Source organism: Cellulosimicrobium sp. SH8 (assembly GCF_025818875.1).
In the GTDB taxonomy this organism is placed as follows: domain Bacteria; phylum Actinomycetota; class Actinomycetes; order Actinomycetales; family Cellulomonadaceae; genus Cellulosimicrobium; species Cellulosimicrobium cellulans_D.
Map to the genome: position 1 here is coordinate 123,495 of NZ_JAMXMH010000009.1, position 16,940 is coordinate 140,434.

The window sequence follows — 16,940 nt, forward strand, 5'->3', positions numbered from 1 at the left end:
CTCGCAGGACCGTCCCTGCACCCCGGCCCCGCCGGTCGCCACCCGTGACCGTCGGCGCCGCCACCGGAAGGAACCCCCATGTCGTTCTCGACCACCCGCAAGCGTCTGACCTGGACCGCGATCGCCGCGACGGCCGCCCTCACCCTCACCGCCTGCGGCGGTGGCGACGACACCTCGGGGGGCGCCGCGAGCGGCGACGCCGCGGACCCGATCCGCGTCGGCGTCGTCGGCGCGTCCGACGACAAGTGGGCCGTGTTCCAGGAGCAGGCCGAGGCCGAGGGCATCGAGATCGAGCTCGTCGACCTCCAGGACTACACGCAGGCGAACCCGGCGCTGTCCCAGGGCGAGCTGGACGTGAACCAGTTCCAGCACCTGCAGTTCCTCGCGGGCTACAACGTGGACGCGGGCGACGACCTGCAGCCCATCGGCGCGACCGCCGTCTACCCGCTCGGTCTGTACTCGTCCAAGCACACGTCGCTCGAGGAGATCCCCGACGGCGGCCAGGTCGCCGTGCCGAACGACCCGACCAACCTCGCCCGTGCGCTCCTCGTGCTCCAGGAGGCCGGCCTGGTCGAGCTGAAGGACGGCGGGAGCTCCATCTCCACCGAGGCCGACGTGCTGCCCAGCTCCAAGGTGACGGTCACGCCGGTCGACGCCGCGCAGACCCCGATCCAGCTGCAGTCCGTCGACGCGTCGATCATCAACAACGACTTCGTCGAGGACGCGGGCCTCAAGCCCGAGGACGCCCTCTTCCAGGACGACCCCGACTCCGACGCCGCCAAGCCCTACATCAACGTGTGGGTCGCACGGGCCGAGGACAAGGACGACGAGACGCTGCTCAAGCTCGCCGAGATCTCCCACTCGCCGGAGGTCGTCGAAGCCGAGAAGAAGGCCTCGGGCGGCACCGCCGTCATCAAGGAGAACTCGCCCGCCGAGCTCCAGGAGATCCTCGCCGGCATCGAGGACGACATCCGCAACTCCTGAGGCCGTCGCCGCGAGGGCGGGCGCGCACGTCGCGTCCGCCCTCGCGCGCCGTCGTGCCCGGGGGAGGACGATGGCAGGCGAGCGGCACACCCCGACACGCGGCCGCGGCGACGCACCTGGCGACCCCAGGCGGTCCCCGCCGGCCCCGGCCCGGAGGCACGGCCTCCGACGAGAGGAACCCGACGTGACCGACGTCCCCCGCGACGAGGGCGGTGACGAGCAGCCCGCGATCGAGCTGCGCCACGTGAGCAAGACGTTCGGCGAGGGCGACGGTGCCGTGCACGCGGTCGACGACGTCTCGCTGAGCATCCGCCGGGGCGAGATCTTCGGCGTCATCGGCTACTCCGGCGCCGGGAAGTCGACGCTCGTGCGGCTGGTCAACGCGCTGGAGACGGTGACGAGCGGCGAGGTCGTCGTCGACGGCCAGGTGATCACCGGGCTGCCCGAGCGCCGCGTGCGCGAGGTGCGCTCGCGCATCGGCATGGTCTTCCAGCAGTTCAACCTGCTGTCGTCCCGGACGGTCGCCGGGAACGTGGCCTACCCGCTCAAGGTGGCGGGCTGGCCGCGCGAGAAGCGGGCCGCGCGCGTCGCGGAGCTCCTCGCGTTCGTCGGCCTCGCGGACAAGGCGAGGGCGTACCCGCGCCAGCTCTCGGGCGGGCAGAAGCAGCGCGTCGGCATCGCCCGCGCGCTCGCCGCGCAGCCCACGATCCTCCTCGCCGACGAGGCGACGTCCGCGCTCGACCCCGAGACGACGCGCGAGGTGCTCGCGCTCCTGCGGCGCGTCAACGCCGAGCTCGGCATCACCATCGTCGTCATCACCCACGAGATGGAGGTCGTGCGCTCGACGTGCCACCGCGTCGCGGTGATGGAGCACGGCAAGGTCGTGGAGACTGGCGACGTGTACGACGTCTTCTCCGCGCCCGGCGCGGACGCCGCCCAGCGGTTCGTCGGCACGGCGCTGCACGACCGCCCGTCGCGCGAGACGCTGGCCCGCCTGCGCGAGCGGCACCCCGGTCGGCTCGTCACGGTCGGCGTGCGGGAGGGCGCGCACACCGGGTCCGACCTGTTCCGCCTGCTGCGCGAGCACGACGTCGACGGGTCCGTCGTCTACGGCGGCATCTCCGAGGTGGGGGAACGGCCGTTCGGGTCGCTCACCGTCGAGCTCGACGCGCCCGAGGACCGCATCGCGCCGTTCCTCGTCGCGCTCGCCGAGCGCGCCGACGTCGTGGACCTGGGGACCGCGGCCCAGCCGCTCGACGACCCGCGCGTCGCGCGCCTCGACGCCGACCCGGGCGGCGCGGACGCGCCGGACGACGCCGGCGGCGACCCGGGCGACCCGTACGCGACGGCGCGCGAGACCCTCTTCCGCCACGGCAACCTCGGAGGCCAGTGATGAACAGCGACTGGTCGCGGCTGTGGCCGATCCTCGTCGAGTCCTTCGGTCAGACCCTCCAGATGGTGTCGGTCGCGCTGCTCACGGGCGGGCTGGCGGGCCTCGCGCTCGGCATCGCGCTCTACGTGACGCGGCGCGGCAACCTGCTCGACAACCGCTGGGTGTTCGGCGTGCTCAACGTGCTCGTCAACATCGTCCGGCCCATCCCGTTCATCATCTTCGTCACGCTGCTCGGACCGGTGACGCTCCAGGTGGTCGGGACGACGCTCGGCACCGAGGCGTTCATCTTCCCGCTGTCCGTCATGACGGCGTTCGGCACGAGCCGCATCGTCGAGCAGAACCTCGTGGGGATCGACCCGGGCGTCATCGAGGCGGCGCGCGCCATGGGCGCGTCGTCGTGGCGCATCATCACGACCGTCCTCGTCCCGGAGGCGCTCGCGCCGCTCATCCTCGGGTACACGTTCCTCTTCATCGCGGTCCTCGACATGTCGGCGATCGCGGGGATCATCGGCGGCGGAGGGCTCGGGAACTTCGCGATCGTCTACGGCTACCAGCGCTACAACTGGGGCGTCGTGGTCGTGACGGTCCTCGTCATCATCGGGATCGTGCAGGTCGCGCAGCTCCTCGGCAACTGGCTCGCCCGCAAGGCGCTGCACCGCTGACCAGGCGGCCTCGTGCGTGTGGGTCGTGACGTCTACAGTTGCCGGGGTGAGCACCGCCCTGTACCGCCGCTACCGGCCCGAGACCTTCTCCGAGGTGATCGGTCAGGACCACGTGACCGCGCCGCTCATGCAGGCGCTGCGCAGCGGTCGGGTGAACCACGCCTACCTCTTCTCCGGCCCGCGCGGCTGCGGCAAGACGACGAGCGCGCGCATCCTCGCGCGCACGCTCAACTGCGCGCAGAACACCCCAGAGACGCCGCTCGACACCCCCTGCGGCGTCTGCCCCTCGTGCGTCGAGCTCGCGCGCGGCGGCCCGGGCAGCCTCGACGTCGTCGAGATCGACGCGGCGTCGCACAACGGCGTCGACGACGCGCGCGAGCTGCGCGAGCGCGCCGCGTTCGCCCCGGCGCGCGACCGGTACAAGATCTTCATCCTCGACGAGGCGCACATGGTGACGCCGCAGGGCTTCAACGCGCTGCTCAAGCTCGTCGAGGAGCCCCCGGAGCACGTGAAGTTCGTCTTCGCGACGACGGAGCCGGACAAGGTCATCGGCACCATCCGCTCCCGCACGCACCACTACCCGTTCCGCCTCGTCCCGCCGGACGTGCTCGGGCCCTACCTCGAGGAGCTGTGCGCCGCGGAGGGCGTGACGATCGGCGGCGGCGTCGTCCCGCTCGTCACGCGCGCCGGGGGCGGCTCGGTCCGTGACTCGCTGTCCGTCATGGACCAGCTCATCGCGGGCGCCCAGGACGGCGCCGTGGAGTACGAGCGCGCCGTCGCGCTCCTGGGCTTCACCCACGCGACGCTGCTCGACGACGTCGTGGACGCCCTCGCCGCGCGCGACGGCGCGAGCATCTTCCGCGTCGTGGACCACGTCATCGCGACGGGCCACGAGCCCCGGCGCTTCGTCGAGGACGTCCTCGAGCGCCTGCGCGACCTCATCGTCATCGCCGTCTCCGGTGACGAGGCGCAGGCCGTGCTGCGCGACCAGCCCGCCGACCAGCTCGCGCGCATGCGCGCCCAGGCGCAGAACCTCGGCGTCGCGGAGCTCTCGCGTGCGGCCGACCTCGTCAACGCGGCGCTCACCGAGATGACGGGCGCCACCTCGCCGCGACTGCACCTCGAGCTCCTCATGGCGCGGCTGCTCCTGCCCGGCGCCGACGACGGCGCGGCCGGGTTCGCGGCGCGCCTCGACCGGCTCGAGCGTGGCGGCCTGGGCGCGGTCGCCGCCGTGCCGGCGGCCGTCACGCCGGCGGCGGGGACGCCTGCCGGCGCCGGAGCCACGGTGCCCGACGGCGGCGGCCAGGTCCCCGCCACGACCGCACCGGCGTCCGGTCTCACCGGTGCCGCCGCCGTGCGCGCCGCCCTGCGCCCCACCCGATCCACCCCGTCCACCCCCGCTGTGCAGCCGTCGGCCGGTGCCGCCGCGCCGACCGACGCGCGGCCCCCCGCCGAGCCGGCCGAGCCCCGCGCCGCCGCGGCAGTCCCGGCAGGGGCCGTCGAGGACGAGCGGGCCTCGGCACCCGGCGCCCCGTCGGCACCGGACACCCCGTCCGTACCGAGCGAGGGCGTGGTTCCCTCGGGAACGACCGAGCCCGCGCGCACGGACGCCGCGCCGACGTCGCCGTCGACCGCGGAGTCCAGCGGCGCCCCGGCGCAGGCGGTGCCGCCGGTCGAGCAGACCGATACCGCGCGTCGGACCAGCCCGGTCGAGCCGACAGGTCCGGCGAAGCAGGACCACGCGGAAGCCGATGCAGCGACGCACGAAGACGCCGTGTCGCCGACGCGCGAGGAGGCGGCGCCGACCGTGCGTGCCGAGGCGGCCCCCGCGGGGCTGGCAGCGGGCCGTCCGGTGCAGCCGGCGGCGAGCGCTCCGCCCGGAGGCACGAGCCCGGCGCTCACGACCGAGGAGCTCCGGCGGCGCTGGCCCGAGGTGCTGGAGAACCTGCGGGCGAACCCCGTCACGTGGTCGCTGGTCGGCCCGAACGCGCAGGTCGCGGAGCTCGCGCAGGGCGTCCTCTTCCTCGCCTTCCCGTCGCCGGGCCTCGCACGCACCTTCTCCTCCTCGCGGCACATCCATGCGGTGCAGGACGTCGTCTACCAGACCCTCGGGCTCCAGGTGCGGGTCGAGGCACGACTCGACGAGGGCGGGGCGGCCGGTGCCGGGCGCCCCTCGGCACAGGGCCCTGCGGCACCTGCCCCCGCGGGCCCCGGTCAGGGCCCGGCAGCGCCCGGCCTCGCCGGGACCGGTCCTGAGCCCGGCTCCGGAGGGGGCGGCGCGTCCGTGCCCCTCGCGACGGTCGGCGCGCCGGGCGGGACCGTGGCGTCCGGCACGGCTGCCTCCCCGACCGCGCTCGCGACGGGCGCGTCCGCACCGCGCGGGGCCGTCGCGTTGCAGGAGCGACCGGTCGAGACGGACGTCGCCGACGGCGACGCGGACCATGGACCGGTGGTCGACGCCGCGGACGAGGCCTGGCTCGCCGGAGCCTCGTCGCCGTCGCCGTCGCCGTCGCCCGAGCCCCGGATCGACACGGCGGACGAGGCGTGGCTCGCGGGGGTGCCCGCCGAGCCACCGGCCGACCTCGACGACGGCCCCGAGCCGGAGCCTGTTCTCGACCGCGCCCCGGGCACGCGTGCGGTGCCCGGCCCGCAGACTCCGGTCACCTCGGCACGGGTCTCGCCCGCGAGCCCTGCACCGGCCGCGACTGCGCCACCGCGTCAGGAGGCACCGGGCCGCACGGCGCCGGTCGCTCCGGCGGACGCGTCGGGAGCCCCGCTGCGCGGGGTCTCCGCCGCACGCGCGGCCATCGCGGCGGCCACGACGGCCCGCGTCGCCCGACCCACCGAGGCGCCCGCCCGGCGGGACGCGCCGTCGACGGTCGACCCGATGGACGACCTGCCCTCCGCGGACGACCCCGACATCGTCTCGACCGGTCTGGTCGGGACGGCGCTCGTCGTGAGCCTGCTCGACGGCAAGATCATCGAGGAGATCCAGGACCAGGGCTGATCGCCATGGTGGGAGCCCGGCCGTGGCGGCGGGCCGGACCGGTCGTGTGGGCCGCGCCCCGTAGGCTGGGGGCGTGTACGAAGGCGCTGTCCAGGACCTGATCGACGAGCTCGGCCGACTTCCCGGCGTCGGGCCCAAGAGCGCGCAGCGCATCGCGTTCCACCTGCTCGCCGCGGACGCCTCGGACGTGCGCCGGCTCGCTGACGCGCTCACCGAGGTGAAGGCGCGCGTGCGCTTCTGCGAGACGTGCGGCAACGTCGCGGAGTCCGAGCAGTGCCGCATCTGCGCGGACCCGCGCCGGTCGCCGGAGGTGATCTGCGTCGTCGAGGAGCCCAAGGACGTCGTCGCGATCGAGCGCACGCGCGAGTTCCGTGGGAGGTACCACGTGCTCGGTGGCGCCATCAACCCGATCGAGAACGTCGGGCCGGGCGACCTGCGGATCGCCGAGCTCATGACGCGCCTCGCCGACGGTCAGGTGACCGAGGTGATCCTCGCGACCGACCCGAACGTCGAGGGCGAGGCCACCGCCACGTACCTCGCGCGCATGCTGGGCCCGATGGGCCTGCGCGTGACCCGCCTCGCGTCCGGGCTGCCGGTCGGGGGAGACTTGGAGTACGCGGACGAGGTGACGCTCGGCCGGGCGTTCGAGGGCCGACGTCTCGTCGGCGGCTGACGAGAGGTGACGAGCATGGGGGAGATCGAGAGCGACCCCGACCTGCGGGAGATCGCCGAGGGCATGGCCGCGCAGGCGCGCGCGTTCCTCACGACCGCGACCCAGGTCGCGTCGGGGGCCGCGCCCGGAGCCGTGCTGCCCCTCCTGCTGCTCGCGCTGTCCGACGCGCTCGCCGCGGGCGCACGGCTCGGGGCGATGGGCGACGTCGTCCCGGTCGAGCGCTTCGAGCCCGACGCCGGCCGCGACACCGACGTGGACCCGCTGCGGACCGCGCTCTCCCAGCTCTTCGACGGGTTCGACGACTACGCCGAGATCACCGACCCGCTCGTGGGCGCCGAGGTCGGGGCCGCGTCCCTCTCGGGCGATCTCGCCTGCGTCGCCGAGTGCCTCGCGAAGGGCCTCCAGCACTACGACGGCGGCCGCGAGCTCGAGGGCCTGTGGTGGTGGCAGTTCTCCTACGTGTCGCTCTGGGGGGAGCGCGCCGCGAGCGCGCTGCGCGTGCTGCAGCTCGCGCTCGCGCACCTGCGCCTCGACGTCGAGGACGACGTCGCGGCCGAGGCGGAGTACGACGCCCTCCAGTCCTGAGGCACGGGCCGGGCGCCGCGGGGCGGCCGGCCCGTCCGTCAGTCCGTTGCGCCCGTTGCGCCCGTCGCGCCGTAGTGCGCCGCGAGGGCGGGGTAGTAGCTGTCCCACTCCACCGCGGCGGGGTCGCGCCCGGCGCGCGCGGCGGCCAGGCGGTCGAGGTAGTACTCCCACCCGGGCCCGATCGACCCCGCGTCCTCGTCAGGGCCCAGCGCCTGCCGGAACACGAGGGCGGTGGTGCCGCCGCCGTCGTCGGCCAGGTCGATCTCCAGGTGCCACGACGTCTCGCCGACGGCGGTCTCGACCACGAGCCGGCGCGGCGGGTCGCAGCGCAGGACCCGGCACTCGTCGCCCTCCGTCGCACCCTCGGCGGTCATGACGAAGCGGACGCTGCCCGTGGTCGGGTCTCCGTCCCACGTGCCGATCCAGGGCTCGAGTGCTGCCGGCTCGGTGAGGCTCGCCCAGACGTCCGCGACGGGTGCGGCGAAGGTCCGGCGCAGCACGATCCACCGGCCGTCGTCGTCGCGCACGACGGAACCGGTCGGCTGGACCTCGGGGTTCTCGGTCGTCTCGGTCATCACAGCAGCGTAGGCAGGTCCCCGGCCACGGGGAAGGCCGGTGCGCTCCGCGCGACGTCGTCCGCCGACGCCGGTCCGAGCATCCCGACCCCGTCGTCGCCGAGAGCGAGCCGGGCGCTCGCCCGGAACCGTCGGACGGCGTCGACCCACGCCCGCGCGGGCCGCAGGCCGCACGCGCGCAGCGCCCCCGCATGGTCCACGACCAGGACGGTCGCCGCGCCCAGGGCCACCACGCCCCACGCGGCGCCGACGAGGGCGCGCACCGGTCGCGGGGTGCCCGCGAAGCCCTCCCGGAGCCGGTCGATCTGGAAGCGGAGGTGGTGGACCTCGTCGGAGGCGATCCGACGGCCGACACCACGGAGCACCGGGTCGGGTGCTGCGCTCGCCAGGGCGGTGAAGTAGCCCATCGCGACGGACTCGGCCACGAGGAAGAGCGCGATCTCGGTCCGCAGGCCGAGCAGGCGCCGCAGGGCGGTGAACGCCGCGTCCGACCAGTGCGCGTCGAGCGTGGGCGCCCCGAGGTGCGCGAGCCCGCGGCGGAACAGCGCCGAGTGCCGCTGCTCCTCGACGACGAGGCGCGCGAGCGCGTCGACGTACACCGGGTCCCCGGCGCGCCGGGCCTTGGTGAGCAGCCGCGCGCCGTCGCCGTCCTCGCCGAGCTCGAAACGCTGGAACGACCGGACGAACGCCGCGCGGACGTCCGGGGGGAGGGTGCACGGGGCGTCCCAGTCGATCGTGGCCTCCGTCGCGAGCTGGGTGGCCCGGTTCGAGACGTAGTGGTCGACCCAGACGGTGAACGCCGGGGGCGAGCCCTCTCCGGTGGCCGGGGTGGTGCCGGTACGTGCGTCGTCGCTCGTCATGGCCGGAAACGTAGACCCGGGCGGTGCCACGCGGGACGACCTGCGCGGAACCTCCCGAACGCTCCACCGGATGCGCACGGCCGGGACGCAGGACCGCCGCGACCGAGGCGCTGTGGTACCACTAGGGAGTGCTGCCCGCCTTCTCCCTCCCGGTCTCCGGCGGGCTCGAGATCGACGGCCTGACCGTCCTCCTGCTCGTGCTCGCCGCCCTCACGGCGGGGTGGATCGACGCCGTCGTCGGCGGAGGCGGTCTGGTCCAGCTGCCCGCGCTGCTCCTCGTGCCCGGCATCAGCCCGGTCCAGGCGCTCGCGACGAACAAGCTCGCGAGCATCATGGGTACGTCGGTGAGCGCCGCGACGTACTACCGGCGGGTCGGCCCCGACCTGCGGACGGCGGGGCCGATGGCGCTCGCGGCGCTGGTGGGCGCGATCGGTGGTGCCGCTCTCGCGTCGCGGATCCCCGCTGAGCTGTTCAAGCCGATCATCCTCGTGGTGCTCGTCGGGGTCGCGGCCTACACGATCGCGAAGCCGAAGCTGGGGCACACGACGAACCTGCGCTGGGAGGGCAACGGCCACCGCTGGGCCGCGGCCGGGATCGGCCTCGTCATCGGCACGTACGACGGCCTGCTCGGTCCGGGCACGGGGACGTTCTTCGTCATCGCGCTCGTGAGCATCCTCGGGTACGCGTTCCTCCCGGCGTCTGCACTGGCGAAGATCGCGAACTTCGCGACGAACGCGGGCGCGCTGATCTTCTTCGTCCCCTACGGCGCGGTCCTGTGGGGGCTGGGCCTGCTCATGGGTGCGGCGAACCTGCTCGGCGCGTACGTCGGGGCGCGCATGGCGGTGGCCAAGGGCAGCGCGTTCGTCCGCGTCGTGTTCGTCGTCGTGGTCGGGGCGCTGATCCTCAAGCTCGGGTACGACGTCGTCGCCGACCTGGCCTCCTGACGGGGCGCCTGACCAGCGCGGATGCACCCTGGTGTCACGTGGTGTCGAAGATGTTGTCACCAGGGGTTGCCGTGACACCACGAGTGGTGCCATGATGGCGTCATGGACCTCACCCCGTACGTCGACGACCTCCAGACCCGCCTCGCCGCTGCCGCGGACGCCGCGGGGGACGACGGCCGTCTGCTCGCCGAGCGACTGACCGCGCCCCTCGACGCGGCCGTGCGGCTCGTCCTCCTGGACGCGCTCTCGGCCGCGGCCGGGGAGATCTCCGCGGAGCTCGCCCCGGGGTCGGTCGACGTGCGGCTGCGGGGCGGTGCCCCGGAGTTCGTCGTCGCCGCACCCGCACCCGCGGCCCCGCCCACCGCTCCTGGTGAGCCGGCGTACGGCGTCGCTCCGGCGTCCGCGGCGACACCCGCCGCCGCGGTGGCCGACGTCGAGTCCGGCGCCACGACCCGCACCACCCTGCGACTGCCCGAGCACCTCAAGACGCAGGCCGAGACCGCCGCCGCCCGCGACGGCGTCTCCGTCAACACCTGGCTCGTGCGCGCGGTCGCCGCGGCGCTCGAGCAGTCCACCGGACGCCCGGCCGCGCAGGCCCGTCCGCAGCCGCGCGGCTCCGCCCGCGTCACCGGCTGGGTGCGCTGACCCTCTCCGGTCCGCCCGCCCGCCCCTCCCACCACCCGCTGACACCACACCGACACCACCGTTGGAGCTCCGTCATGCCCACTTTCCCCGCCTCCCAGCCCGTCCCGGTCGTCGTGGACGTGCCCTTCGCCAACCTGCACGTCGTCGCCGGCGACCGTGACGACGTCGTCGTGACGGTCCTGCCGACCGACCCCTCGAAGTCGGGCAGCGTCCGCGCGGCCCAGGACGTCCGGGTCGACCGCGACGGTGACGCCGTCACGATCCTGTACCCCGGGTCGTGGAAGCAGTTCGTCCTGCCGTTCGCGGCCGGGACCGCCGACATCACCGTCGAGCTCCCCGCCGGCTCCGACCTGCGCGGCAAGGCGGGCACCCTCTACACCGAGGGCTCGCTGGGGGCCGTCGACATGACGCTCTCCGTCGCCGACGTCCGGCTCGAGGACGTCGAGCGGCTGGACCTCAAGGCCTCGGCCGGGTCGGTCGTCGTCGGCCGCGTCGCGGGCACCGCGGACGTCAAGGTCAGCGCGGGCTCCGTGCGGATCGGCGAGATCGCCGGCGACGGCACGATCAAGGCCAGCAACGGCACGACGACGGTCGGCGCCGTCACGGGCACGCTCGCCGTGCAGGGCGCGCACGGCGAGATCGCCGTGACCCGGGTGCTCGGCACCCTCACCGCGAAGTCCGCGCACGGCGGTATCCGGGTCGACCGCCTGGAGTCCGGCAGCGTCACCCTCAGCACGTCGTTCGGCTCGATCGACGTGGGCGTGCCGGAGGGCACGGCCGCGTTCCTCGACGCGAGCTCCGAGCACGGCAGCGTGCGCAACCACCTGACCCCGACCGAGGGGCCCGTCGAGGACGAGGCCACCGCGGAGATCCACGCCAGCACCGGCTTCGGCGACGTCGTCGTCCGCCGGCCCTGAACCACACCTGAGAGAGACGGAGACCTGGACATGTCTGTCGACCAGTCCCTCGCACCCGCGGTGCGGGTACGAGGCATCGAGAAGTCGTTCGGCGACCTGCACGTGCTGCGAGGGGTCGACCTGGACGTGGCGGCGGGGAGCATCTTCGCGCTGCTGGGGTCCAACGGCGCGGGCAAGACCACGCTCGTGCGCATCCTGTCGACGCTCCTCAAGCCCGACGCGGGGAGCGCGAGCGTCCACGGGCACGACGTCGTCGCCGAGCCGGGGCAGGTCCGGGAGTCGATCTCCCTGACCGGGCAGTTCGCCGCGGTCGACGAGGTCCTCACCGGGCGCGAGAACCTCGTGCTCGTCGCGCGGCTGCGTCATCTGAAGAACCCCGCCCAGGTCGCGGACGACCTGCTCGCCCGCTTCTCCCTGACCGACGCGGGCTCGCGCCGGGCGGGCACGTACTCGGGCGGCATGCGCCGTCGTCTCGACATCGCGATGAGCCTGATCGGCGACCCGCCGATCATCTTCCTCGACGAACCCACGACCGGGCTGGACCCGCAGGCGCGCATCGAGGTCTGGGCCACGGTGCGCGAGCTCGCCCAGGGCGGCACGACCGTCCTGCTCACCACGCAGTACCTCGACGAGGCCGAGCAGCTCGCGGACCGGATCGCGATCCTGCACCGCGGCACCATCATCCAGAACGGCACCCTGGCCGAGCTCAAGGCGCTCCTGCCGCCCGCGCAGGTCGAGTACGTCGAGAAGCAGCCGTCCCTGGAGGACGTGTTCCTCACCCTCGTCGGCGAGACCGGCGAGGACCCCACGACCCCGACGACCGCCGAGGGCACCCAGCCCGCCGGAGAGGAGCTCCGATGACCACGCACGTCCTGGCCGACACCCGTGTCCTGACCGGCCGCTCGCTGCGCCACATCCTGCGCAGCCCGGACACGATCATCACGACCGCCGTCACCCCGATCGCGCTCATGCTGCTGTTCGTCTACGTCCTCGGCGGCGCGATCGACACCGGCGCCGCCGCGTCGTACATCGACTACATGCTGCCCGGCATCCTGCTCATCACCGTCGCCTCGGGCGTCGCGTACACGTCGTACCGGCTGTTCCTCGACCTCCAGGGCGGCATCTTCGAGCGATTCCAGTCGATGCCCGTCGCGCGGTCCAGCGTCCTGTGGGCGCACGTGCTGACGTCGCTCGTCGCGAACCTCGTCTCGGTGACGATCGTCGTCGGCGTCGCGCTTCTCATGGGGTTCCGCACCGAGGCGTCGGTGGGCGCGTGGCTCGCCGTGCTGGGCATCCTCGTCCTGTTCACGCTCGCCCTGACGTGGCTCGCGGTGGTCGCCGGCCTCTCGGCCAAGACGGTCGACGGCGCGTCGGCGTTCAGCTACCCGCTGATCTTCCTGCCGTTCATCAGCTCCGCGTTCGTCCCCACGGACACCATGCCGGCCCCGGTCGCCTGGTTCGCCGAGAACCAGCCCGTGACCGCGATCGTCGACACGCTGCGCGCGCTGTTCGGCGGGCAGCCCGTCGGCTCGGACATCTGGGTCGCGCTCGCGTGGCTCGTCGGGATCCTCGCCGTCGCCTACGCGTGGGCCGTCGCGATCTACCGGCGCAAGCTGAGCTGACCCGGGGGACGCGAACGGTCCCGGCACGGTGGAGGCGTGCCGTCCGCGCCAGGGGCGTGGCGCGGACGGCGTCCCGTGCCGGGACCGTCTGCCGGTGAGGGGCCGTGGTGCGGCCCCTCACCCGTCTGTGCGGCGACCGCTACGCGGAGCGCTCCGGCCGGCCGGCCGGGATCACGTCCGGGCCGCCGGTCGCCTGGTCGGCCTCCGTCACCGCACCGATGTCGTCACCGTGCACCGGTGCGCCCGGCAGGTCGACGTGCGGGGAGTCGGGCGGGGGCGGGGTGACGCTGCCCGCGAGCAGGTCGGGGCGGTCGGCGACGGTGGTGATCCCGCTCGAGACCTTGTAGCCCTTCTTGCGCATGGCGCGTGCCCGCTCGCCGGCCGACCGCAGACGCGGGTTCACGTACTCGTCGATGCCGAAGTTGATGAGCGACAGGGCCATGCCGAGCAGCGCGATGCACAGGCCGGCGGGGACGTACCACCACCAGTAGTCGGGGAAGGCGCCGTTCTGCTGGGCCCAGAAGAGGATCGTGCCCCAGTTGAGGTTCGTGATGGGGATGACCCCGATGAAGGCGAGGGTCGTCAGGCCGAGGACCGCGGCGGTCACGGTGCCGACGAAGCTCGACGCGATGATCGCGGTGAGGTTCGGCAGCATCTCGACGGCGATGATGCGGTGGATCGGCTCGCCGTTCGCCCGCGCCGCCTGGATGAAGTCCCGGTTCCGGAGCGAGAGGGTCTGCGCCCGCAGGACGCGCGCGCCCCAGGCCCAGCCCGTGATCGCGAGCACCGTGGAGACGAGCAGGAGGCTCGGGTTCTCCTGCTGCGACGCCACGATGATCATGAGCGGCAGGCCCGGGAGCACGAGGAACACGTTCGTGAGCGCCGAGAGCGACTCGCTGCGCCAGCCCGCGATGTACCCGGCGGTCACCCCGATGATCACCGCGACGAGCGTCGCGATGATGCCGGAGACGAAGCCGACGACCAGCACGCCCCGCGTGCCGTAGATGATCTGGCTGAGGACGTCCTCGCCCATGTGCGTGGTGCCGAGCAGGTGCTGCGCGGACGGCGGCTGCTTGAGCGCGGTGAAGTCCTTCTCGAGCGGGCCGTAGGGCGCGAGGAGGTCGCCGAAGATCGCGACCAGCGTGAACACGCCGAGGATGATCAGGCCGGTGAGCGACTTGCCGTTGCGGAACATCGCGAACGACGCCCCGGCCCGGCTCGCGAGGCCGCGTCCGGTGGAGCCGCCCGGGGCGGCCGGCGGGGTCGCGGGCGCGGTGGCCTCGCTCGTCGCGGTCGTGGTGGTGGACGTCATGGCTCAGGCCTCCGTCTGACGCGTGCGCGGGTCGAGGGCGGCGTAGGCGACGTCCGCCAGGATGTTCGCGACGAGGACCGAGAGCGTGATGACGAGGAAGAGTCCCTGCATCAGCGGGTAGTCCTTCGCGTTGGTGGCGTCGAGCAGCAGCTTGCCCACCCCGGGGTAGGAGAAGACGAGCTCCATGACGAGCGTGCCGCCCACGATGAAGCCGAGGGACAGGGCGAAGCTCGAGAGCTGCGGCAGCACCGCGTTGCGCGACGCGTAGCGCGTGAGCACCTTGCGGGGCGGGAGGCCCTTGGCCTGCGCGACCGTCACGTAGTCCTCGTCGAGGACGGTGATCATCATGTTCCGCATCCCGAGGACCCAGCCGCCGAGCGACGCGACGACGATGGTCAGCGCGGGCAGCGTCCCGTGCTGGATCACGTCCCAGACGAACTCCCACGACCACTCGGGCGACGCGCCCTTGCTGTACGCGTGCGACGCGGGGAACCAGCCGAGCGTGCTCGAGAAGACCGCGATGGCGATGAGGCCCATCCAGAAGTACGGGACGGTCGAGAAGAACGTCGAGATAGGCACGATCGCGTCGGCCTTGCTCCCGCGGCGCCAGCCGATGACCGCGCCGAGGCCGCTGCCGAGGAAGAAGCTGAGGATCGTGGCGATGCCGACGAGCCCGAGCGTCCACGGCAGGGCGGCGGCGATCACGTCGCCCACGGGGGCGAGGCCTTTGGAGAACGACCGGCCGAGGTCGCCGCTGAGCATGAGGCCCCAGTAGTCGATGTACTGCTGGAAGAGCGACCGGCCGTCGTCGAGCCCGAAGAGGGTGCGCAGCGACTCGGCTGCCTCGGGGCTGATCTTCCCCTGGTTCTTCGCGAGGTACGCGGAGACCGGGTCGCCCTTCATCATGCGGGGCAGGAAGAAGTTGATCGTGATCGCCGCCCAGGCGGTGAACAGGTAGAAGGCGGTGCGTCGGGCGAAGAATCGCAACGGGATCAGCTCCTCGACGATGCGGGGCCGGTGCCGGAGAAGTGGACCTCCGGGTTGGGCGAGGCATCGCGTAGCGCGCGGGTGTAGGGGTGCTGGGGCTCGAGGATCACGTCGTCGGCCGGGCCGTGCTCCACGACCTTCCCGTGGTGCAGGACCATGATCTCGTCGCTGAAGTGGCGCGCGGTCGCCAGGTCGTGCGTGATGTAGAGGACCCCGAGGTTCGCCTCGCGCTGCAGCTCGGCGAGGAGGTTGAGGACGCCGAGGCGGATCGACACGTCGAGCATCGAGACCGGCTCGTCCGCGATGAGCAGCGACGGGCGCGACGCGAGGGCGCGCGCGATCGCGACCCGCTGGCGCTGTCCGCCGGACAGCTCGTGCGGGCGGCGTTCCACGACCCCGCCGTCCAGGTGGACGCGGTCGAGGAGGCGGTGCACCTCGGCGTCGACCTCGTCCTTCGGGACCACGTGGTCGAGGCGCAACGGGCGCTCGAGGTGGTGGCGGATCGTGTGGTACGGGTTGAGCGACGCGAACGGGTCCTGGAAGACCATGCGGACCTGCTGCCGGTAGCGGCGCAGGGCCCGTCCCCGGCGGGGGATGGGGGCGCCGTCGAGCAGGATCTCGCCGGACGTGGCGCGCTCGAGCTGCGTGAGGATCTTCGCGATCGTCGACTTGCCGCTGCCGCTCTGCCCGACGAGCGCGATGGTGCGCCCCGAGGTGAGCGTGAAGCTGACGTCGTCGAGCGCGAGCAGGTCGCCGGAGCCACGGACCCGGTACTTCTTGCTGACGTGGGAGAACTCGAGGGTGGTCATCAGGCCTGGCCTCCTGCGCTGGTCGTGACTGTGCTCGACGCCGTGGCCGCCGCCTCCGACCGGCCCCGCACGAACCCGCCCCGCTCGCCGGTGAGGCTCGGGAACGAGCCGAGGAGCTTGCGGGTGTACTCGTGCTGGGCGTGGTGGTAGATGTTCGACGCGGTGTCGAGCTCGACGATCCGGCCCTGGCGCATGACCGCGATCCGGTCCGAGATCTCGAGGAGCAGCGGGAGGTCGTGCGTGATGAAGATGACCGAGAAGCCGAACTGCTTCCGCAGGTCCGAGATCTGCTGCAGGATCTCGCGCTGCACGAGGACGTCGAGCGCCGTCGTCGGCTCGTCCATGATCATGAGCTGCGGCTTGAGCGCGAGGGCCATCGCGATCATGACGCGCTGGCGCATGCCGCCGGAGAGCTCGTGCGGGTAGGAGCGCAGCCGGTCGCGTCCGACGCCGACGAGGTCGAGGAGCTGGGCGCTCTCCTCGGTCCGCTCGGCCTTGCTCATGCGGGGCCGGTGCGTCTCGAACACGTCGCCGAGCTGCTTGCCGATGTTGGCGACCGGGTTGAGCGCGTTCATCGCCCCCTGGAACACCATCGACGCCTTGTCCCACCGGAACCGGCGCATCGCGTCGTCGTCGAGCGCGTTGAGGTCGACGTCCTCGCCCGACTCGTCGTGGAAGATCGCCGACCCCGAGGGGATGACGGCCGGCGGCTTGAGCAGCCGCTGGATGCCGTACGCGAGCGACGTCTTGCCGCAGCCGGACTCGCCGGCGAGGCCGAGGATCTCCCCGCGGTGCAGCGTGAGGGAGACGTCGCTGACGGCCTCGACGGGCGGGTCGACGTCGTAGACCACGCTGAAGCTCGAGACGGTCAGCAGAGGTTCGGTGTTCACTCGTCCTACCTGTTTCTGTGCTGGGGGTTCGCGGTGCGTCGTGCTCTCGGGTGCGGGTCATACCGTCGCACCGCG

General features: G+C 73.2%; 17 protein-coding genes. 11 read left to right on the plus strand and 6 right to left on the minus strand.

Translation table 11 applies throughout. The features are described 5' to 3' along the window. Positions 1 to 78 precede the first annotated feature (78 nt). The 6 genes from NF338_RS13645 to NF338_RS13670 all read left to right on the plus strand — a co-directional run bounded on the left by NF338_RS13645 (position 79) and on the right by NF338_RS13670 (position 7,304). Positions 79 to 984: a MetQ/NlpA family ABC transporter substrate-binding protein gene (locus NF338_RS13645; RefSeq protein ID WP_087469970.1), complete on the plus strand. Its 906-nt coding sequence runs from the start codon at positions 79 to 81 to the stop codon at positions 982 to 984. A 184-nt stretch (positions 985 to 1,168) separates the two neighbouring features. Beyond that, positions 1,169 to 2,377 (plus strand): methionine ABC transporter ATP-binding protein, encoded by a 1,209-nt coding sequence (locus NF338_RS13650; RefSeq protein WP_412846841.1) that lies wholly within the window; start codon positions 1,169 to 1,171, stop codon positions 2,375 to 2,377. Then, positions 2,377 to 3,039, plus strand: a complete 663-nt coding sequence (locus tag NF338_RS13655) for a methionine ABC transporter permease (RefSeq protein WP_154797826.1) — start codon at positions 2,377 to 2,379, stop codon at positions 3,037 to 3,039. The genes NF338_RS13650 and NF338_RS13655 overlap by 1 nt, the downstream gene beginning before the upstream one ends. Before the next feature lie 46 nt (positions 3,040 to 3,085). Beyond that, positions 3,086 to 6,046 (plus strand): DNA polymerase III subunit gamma and tau, encoded by a 2,961-nt coding sequence (locus NF338_RS13660; protein ID WP_264031281.1) that lies wholly within the window; start codon positions 3,086 to 3,088, stop codon positions 6,044 to 6,046. 73 nt (positions 6,047 to 6,119) lie between these two features. Next, positions 6,120 to 6,719 (plus strand): recombination mediator RecR, encoded by a 600-nt coding sequence (gene recR / locus NF338_RS13665; RefSeq protein WP_264031283.1) that lies wholly within the window; start codon positions 6,120 to 6,122, stop codon positions 6,717 to 6,719. A gap of 15 nt (positions 6,720 to 6,734) precedes the next feature. After that, positions 6,735 to 7,304 carry a DUF5063 domain-containing protein gene (locus NF338_RS13670; protein ID WP_264031285.1) on the plus strand — a complete coding sequence of 190 codons (570 nt, stop codon included), beginning with the start codon at positions 6,735 to 6,737 and terminating at the stop codon, positions 7,302 to 7,304. A 38-nt stretch (positions 7,305 to 7,342) separates the two neighbouring features. Here the strand turns inward: NF338_RS13670 and NF338_RS13675 are convergent, their stop codons facing one another. Further along, a complete protein-coding gene (locus NF338_RS13675) occupies positions 7,343 to 7,879 on the minus strand; it encodes an SRPBCC family protein (RefSeq protein WP_264031286.1) in 537 nt (178 codons plus the stop codon). Further along, the gene (locus NF338_RS13680; protein ID WP_264031287.1) at positions 7,879 to 8,739 is read right to left on the minus strand and encodes a ferritin-like domain-containing protein; all 861 of its coding nucleotides are present in this window, start codon (positions 8,737 to 8,739) and stop codon (positions 7,879 to 7,881) included. The genes NF338_RS13675 and NF338_RS13680 overlap by 1 nt, the downstream gene beginning before the upstream one ends. A gap of 128 nt (positions 8,740 to 8,867) precedes the next feature. Between NF338_RS13680 and NF338_RS13685 the strand changes: the two genes are divergently transcribed. The 5 genes from NF338_RS13685 to NF338_RS13705 all read left to right on the plus strand — a co-directional run bounded on the left by NF338_RS13685 (position 8,868) and on the right by NF338_RS13705 (position 12,867). Next, positions 8,868 to 9,683, plus strand: coding sequence for a TSUP family transporter (locus NF338_RS13685; RefSeq protein WP_264031288.1), 816 nt, complete (start codon positions 8,868 to 8,870; stop codon positions 9,681 to 9,683). 102 nt (positions 9,684 to 9,785) lie between these two features. Further along, positions 9,786 to 10,328, plus strand: coding sequence for a histidine kinase (locus NF338_RS13690; RefSeq protein WP_264031289.1), 543 nt, complete (start codon positions 9,786 to 9,788; stop codon positions 10,326 to 10,328). A 74-nt stretch (positions 10,329 to 10,402) separates the two neighbouring features. After that, entirely contained in the window at positions 10,403 to 11,245 is an 843-nt protein-coding gene (locus NF338_RS13695; protein WP_264031290.1) for a DUF4097 family beta strand repeat-containing protein, read from the plus strand. A gap of 30 nt (positions 11,246 to 11,275) precedes the next feature. Next, positions 11,276 to 12,106, plus strand: a complete 831-nt coding sequence (locus NF338_RS13700) for an ABC transporter ATP-binding protein (RefSeq protein WP_264031291.1) — start codon at positions 11,276 to 11,278, stop codon at positions 12,104 to 12,106. Next, positions 12,103 to 12,867 (plus strand): ABC transporter permease, encoded by a 765-nt coding sequence (locus tag NF338_RS13705; RefSeq protein WP_264031292.1) that lies wholly within the window; start codon positions 12,103 to 12,105, stop codon positions 12,865 to 12,867. Before NF338_RS13700 ends, NF338_RS13705 begins: the two co-directional genes overlap by 4 nt. Before the next feature lie 139 nt (positions 12,868 to 13,006). On the opposite strand, the gene NF338_RS13710 is transcribed toward NF338_RS13705, so the two are convergent. Genes NF338_RS13710 through NF338_RS13725 form a run of 4 tightly spaced genes read right to left on the minus strand, consistent with a single transcriptional unit; the run spans position 13,007 to position 16,865 of the window. Next, a complete protein-coding gene (locus NF338_RS13710) occupies positions 13,007 to 14,179 on the minus strand; it encodes an ABC transporter permease (RefSeq protein ID WP_264031293.1) in 1,173 nt (390 codons plus the stop codon). A 3-nt stretch (positions 14,180 to 14,182) separates the two neighbouring features. Next, a complete protein-coding gene (locus tag NF338_RS13715) occupies positions 14,183 to 15,166 on the minus strand; it encodes an ABC transporter permease (RefSeq protein ID WP_264031294.1) in 984 nt (327 codons plus the stop codon). 5 nt (positions 15,167 to 15,171) lie between these two features. Continuing rightward, complete coding sequence (locus tag NF338_RS13720; protein ID WP_087469958.1) at positions 15,172 to 15,975, minus strand: ABC transporter ATP-binding protein; 804 nt, start codon at positions 15,973 to 15,975, stop codon at positions 15,172 to 15,174. After that, positions 15,975 to 16,865, minus strand: coding sequence for an ABC transporter ATP-binding protein (locus NF338_RS13725; protein WP_264031295.1), 891 nt, complete (start codon positions 16,863 to 16,865; stop codon positions 15,975 to 15,977). The genes NF338_RS13720 and NF338_RS13725 overlap by 1 nt, the downstream gene beginning before the upstream one ends. Positions 16,866 to 16,940: the final 75 nt, after the last annotated feature.

Coding starts and splice junctions, on each gene's coding strand:
- NF338_RS13645 (WP_087469970.1), top strand. CDS start 79: ATGTCGTTCTCGACCACCCGCAAGCGTCTGACCTGGACCGCGATCGCC.
- NF338_RS13655 (WP_154797826.1), top strand. CDS start 2,377: ATGAACAGCGACTGGTCGCGGCTGTGGCCGATCCTCGTCGAGTCCTTC.
- NF338_RS13670 (WP_264031285.1), top strand. CDS start 6,735: ATGGGGGAGATCGAGAGCGACCCCGACCTGCGGGAGATCGCCGAGGGC.
- NF338_RS13675 (WP_264031286.1), bottom strand. CDS start 7,879: ATGACCGAGACGACCGAGAACCCCGAGGTCCAGCCGACCGGTTCCGTC.
- NF338_RS13680 (WP_264031287.1), bottom strand. CDS start 8,739: ATGACGAGCGACGACGCACGTACCGGCACCACCCCGGCCACCGGAGAG.
- NF338_RS13690 (WP_264031289.1), top strand. CDS start 9,786: ATGGACCTCACCCCGTACGTCGACGACCTCCAGACCCGCCTCGCCGCT.
- NF338_RS13695 (WP_264031290.1), top strand. CDS start 10,403: ATGCCCACTTTCCCCGCCTCCCAGCCCGTCCCGGTCGTCGTGGACGTG.
- NF338_RS13700 (WP_264031291.1), top strand. CDS start 11,276: ATGTCTGTCGACCAGTCCCTCGCACCCGCGGTGCGGGTACGAGGCATC.
- NF338_RS13705 (WP_264031292.1), top strand. CDS start 12,103: ATGACCACGCACGTCCTGGCCGACACCCGTGTCCTGACCGGCCGCTCG.
- NF338_RS13710 (WP_264031293.1), bottom strand. CDS start 14,179: ATGACGTCCACCACCACGACCGCGACGAGCGAGGCCACCGCGCCCGCG.
- NF338_RS13720 (WP_087469958.1), bottom strand. CDS start 15,975: ATGACCACCCTCGAGTTCTCCCACGTCAGCAAGAAGTACCGGGTCCGT.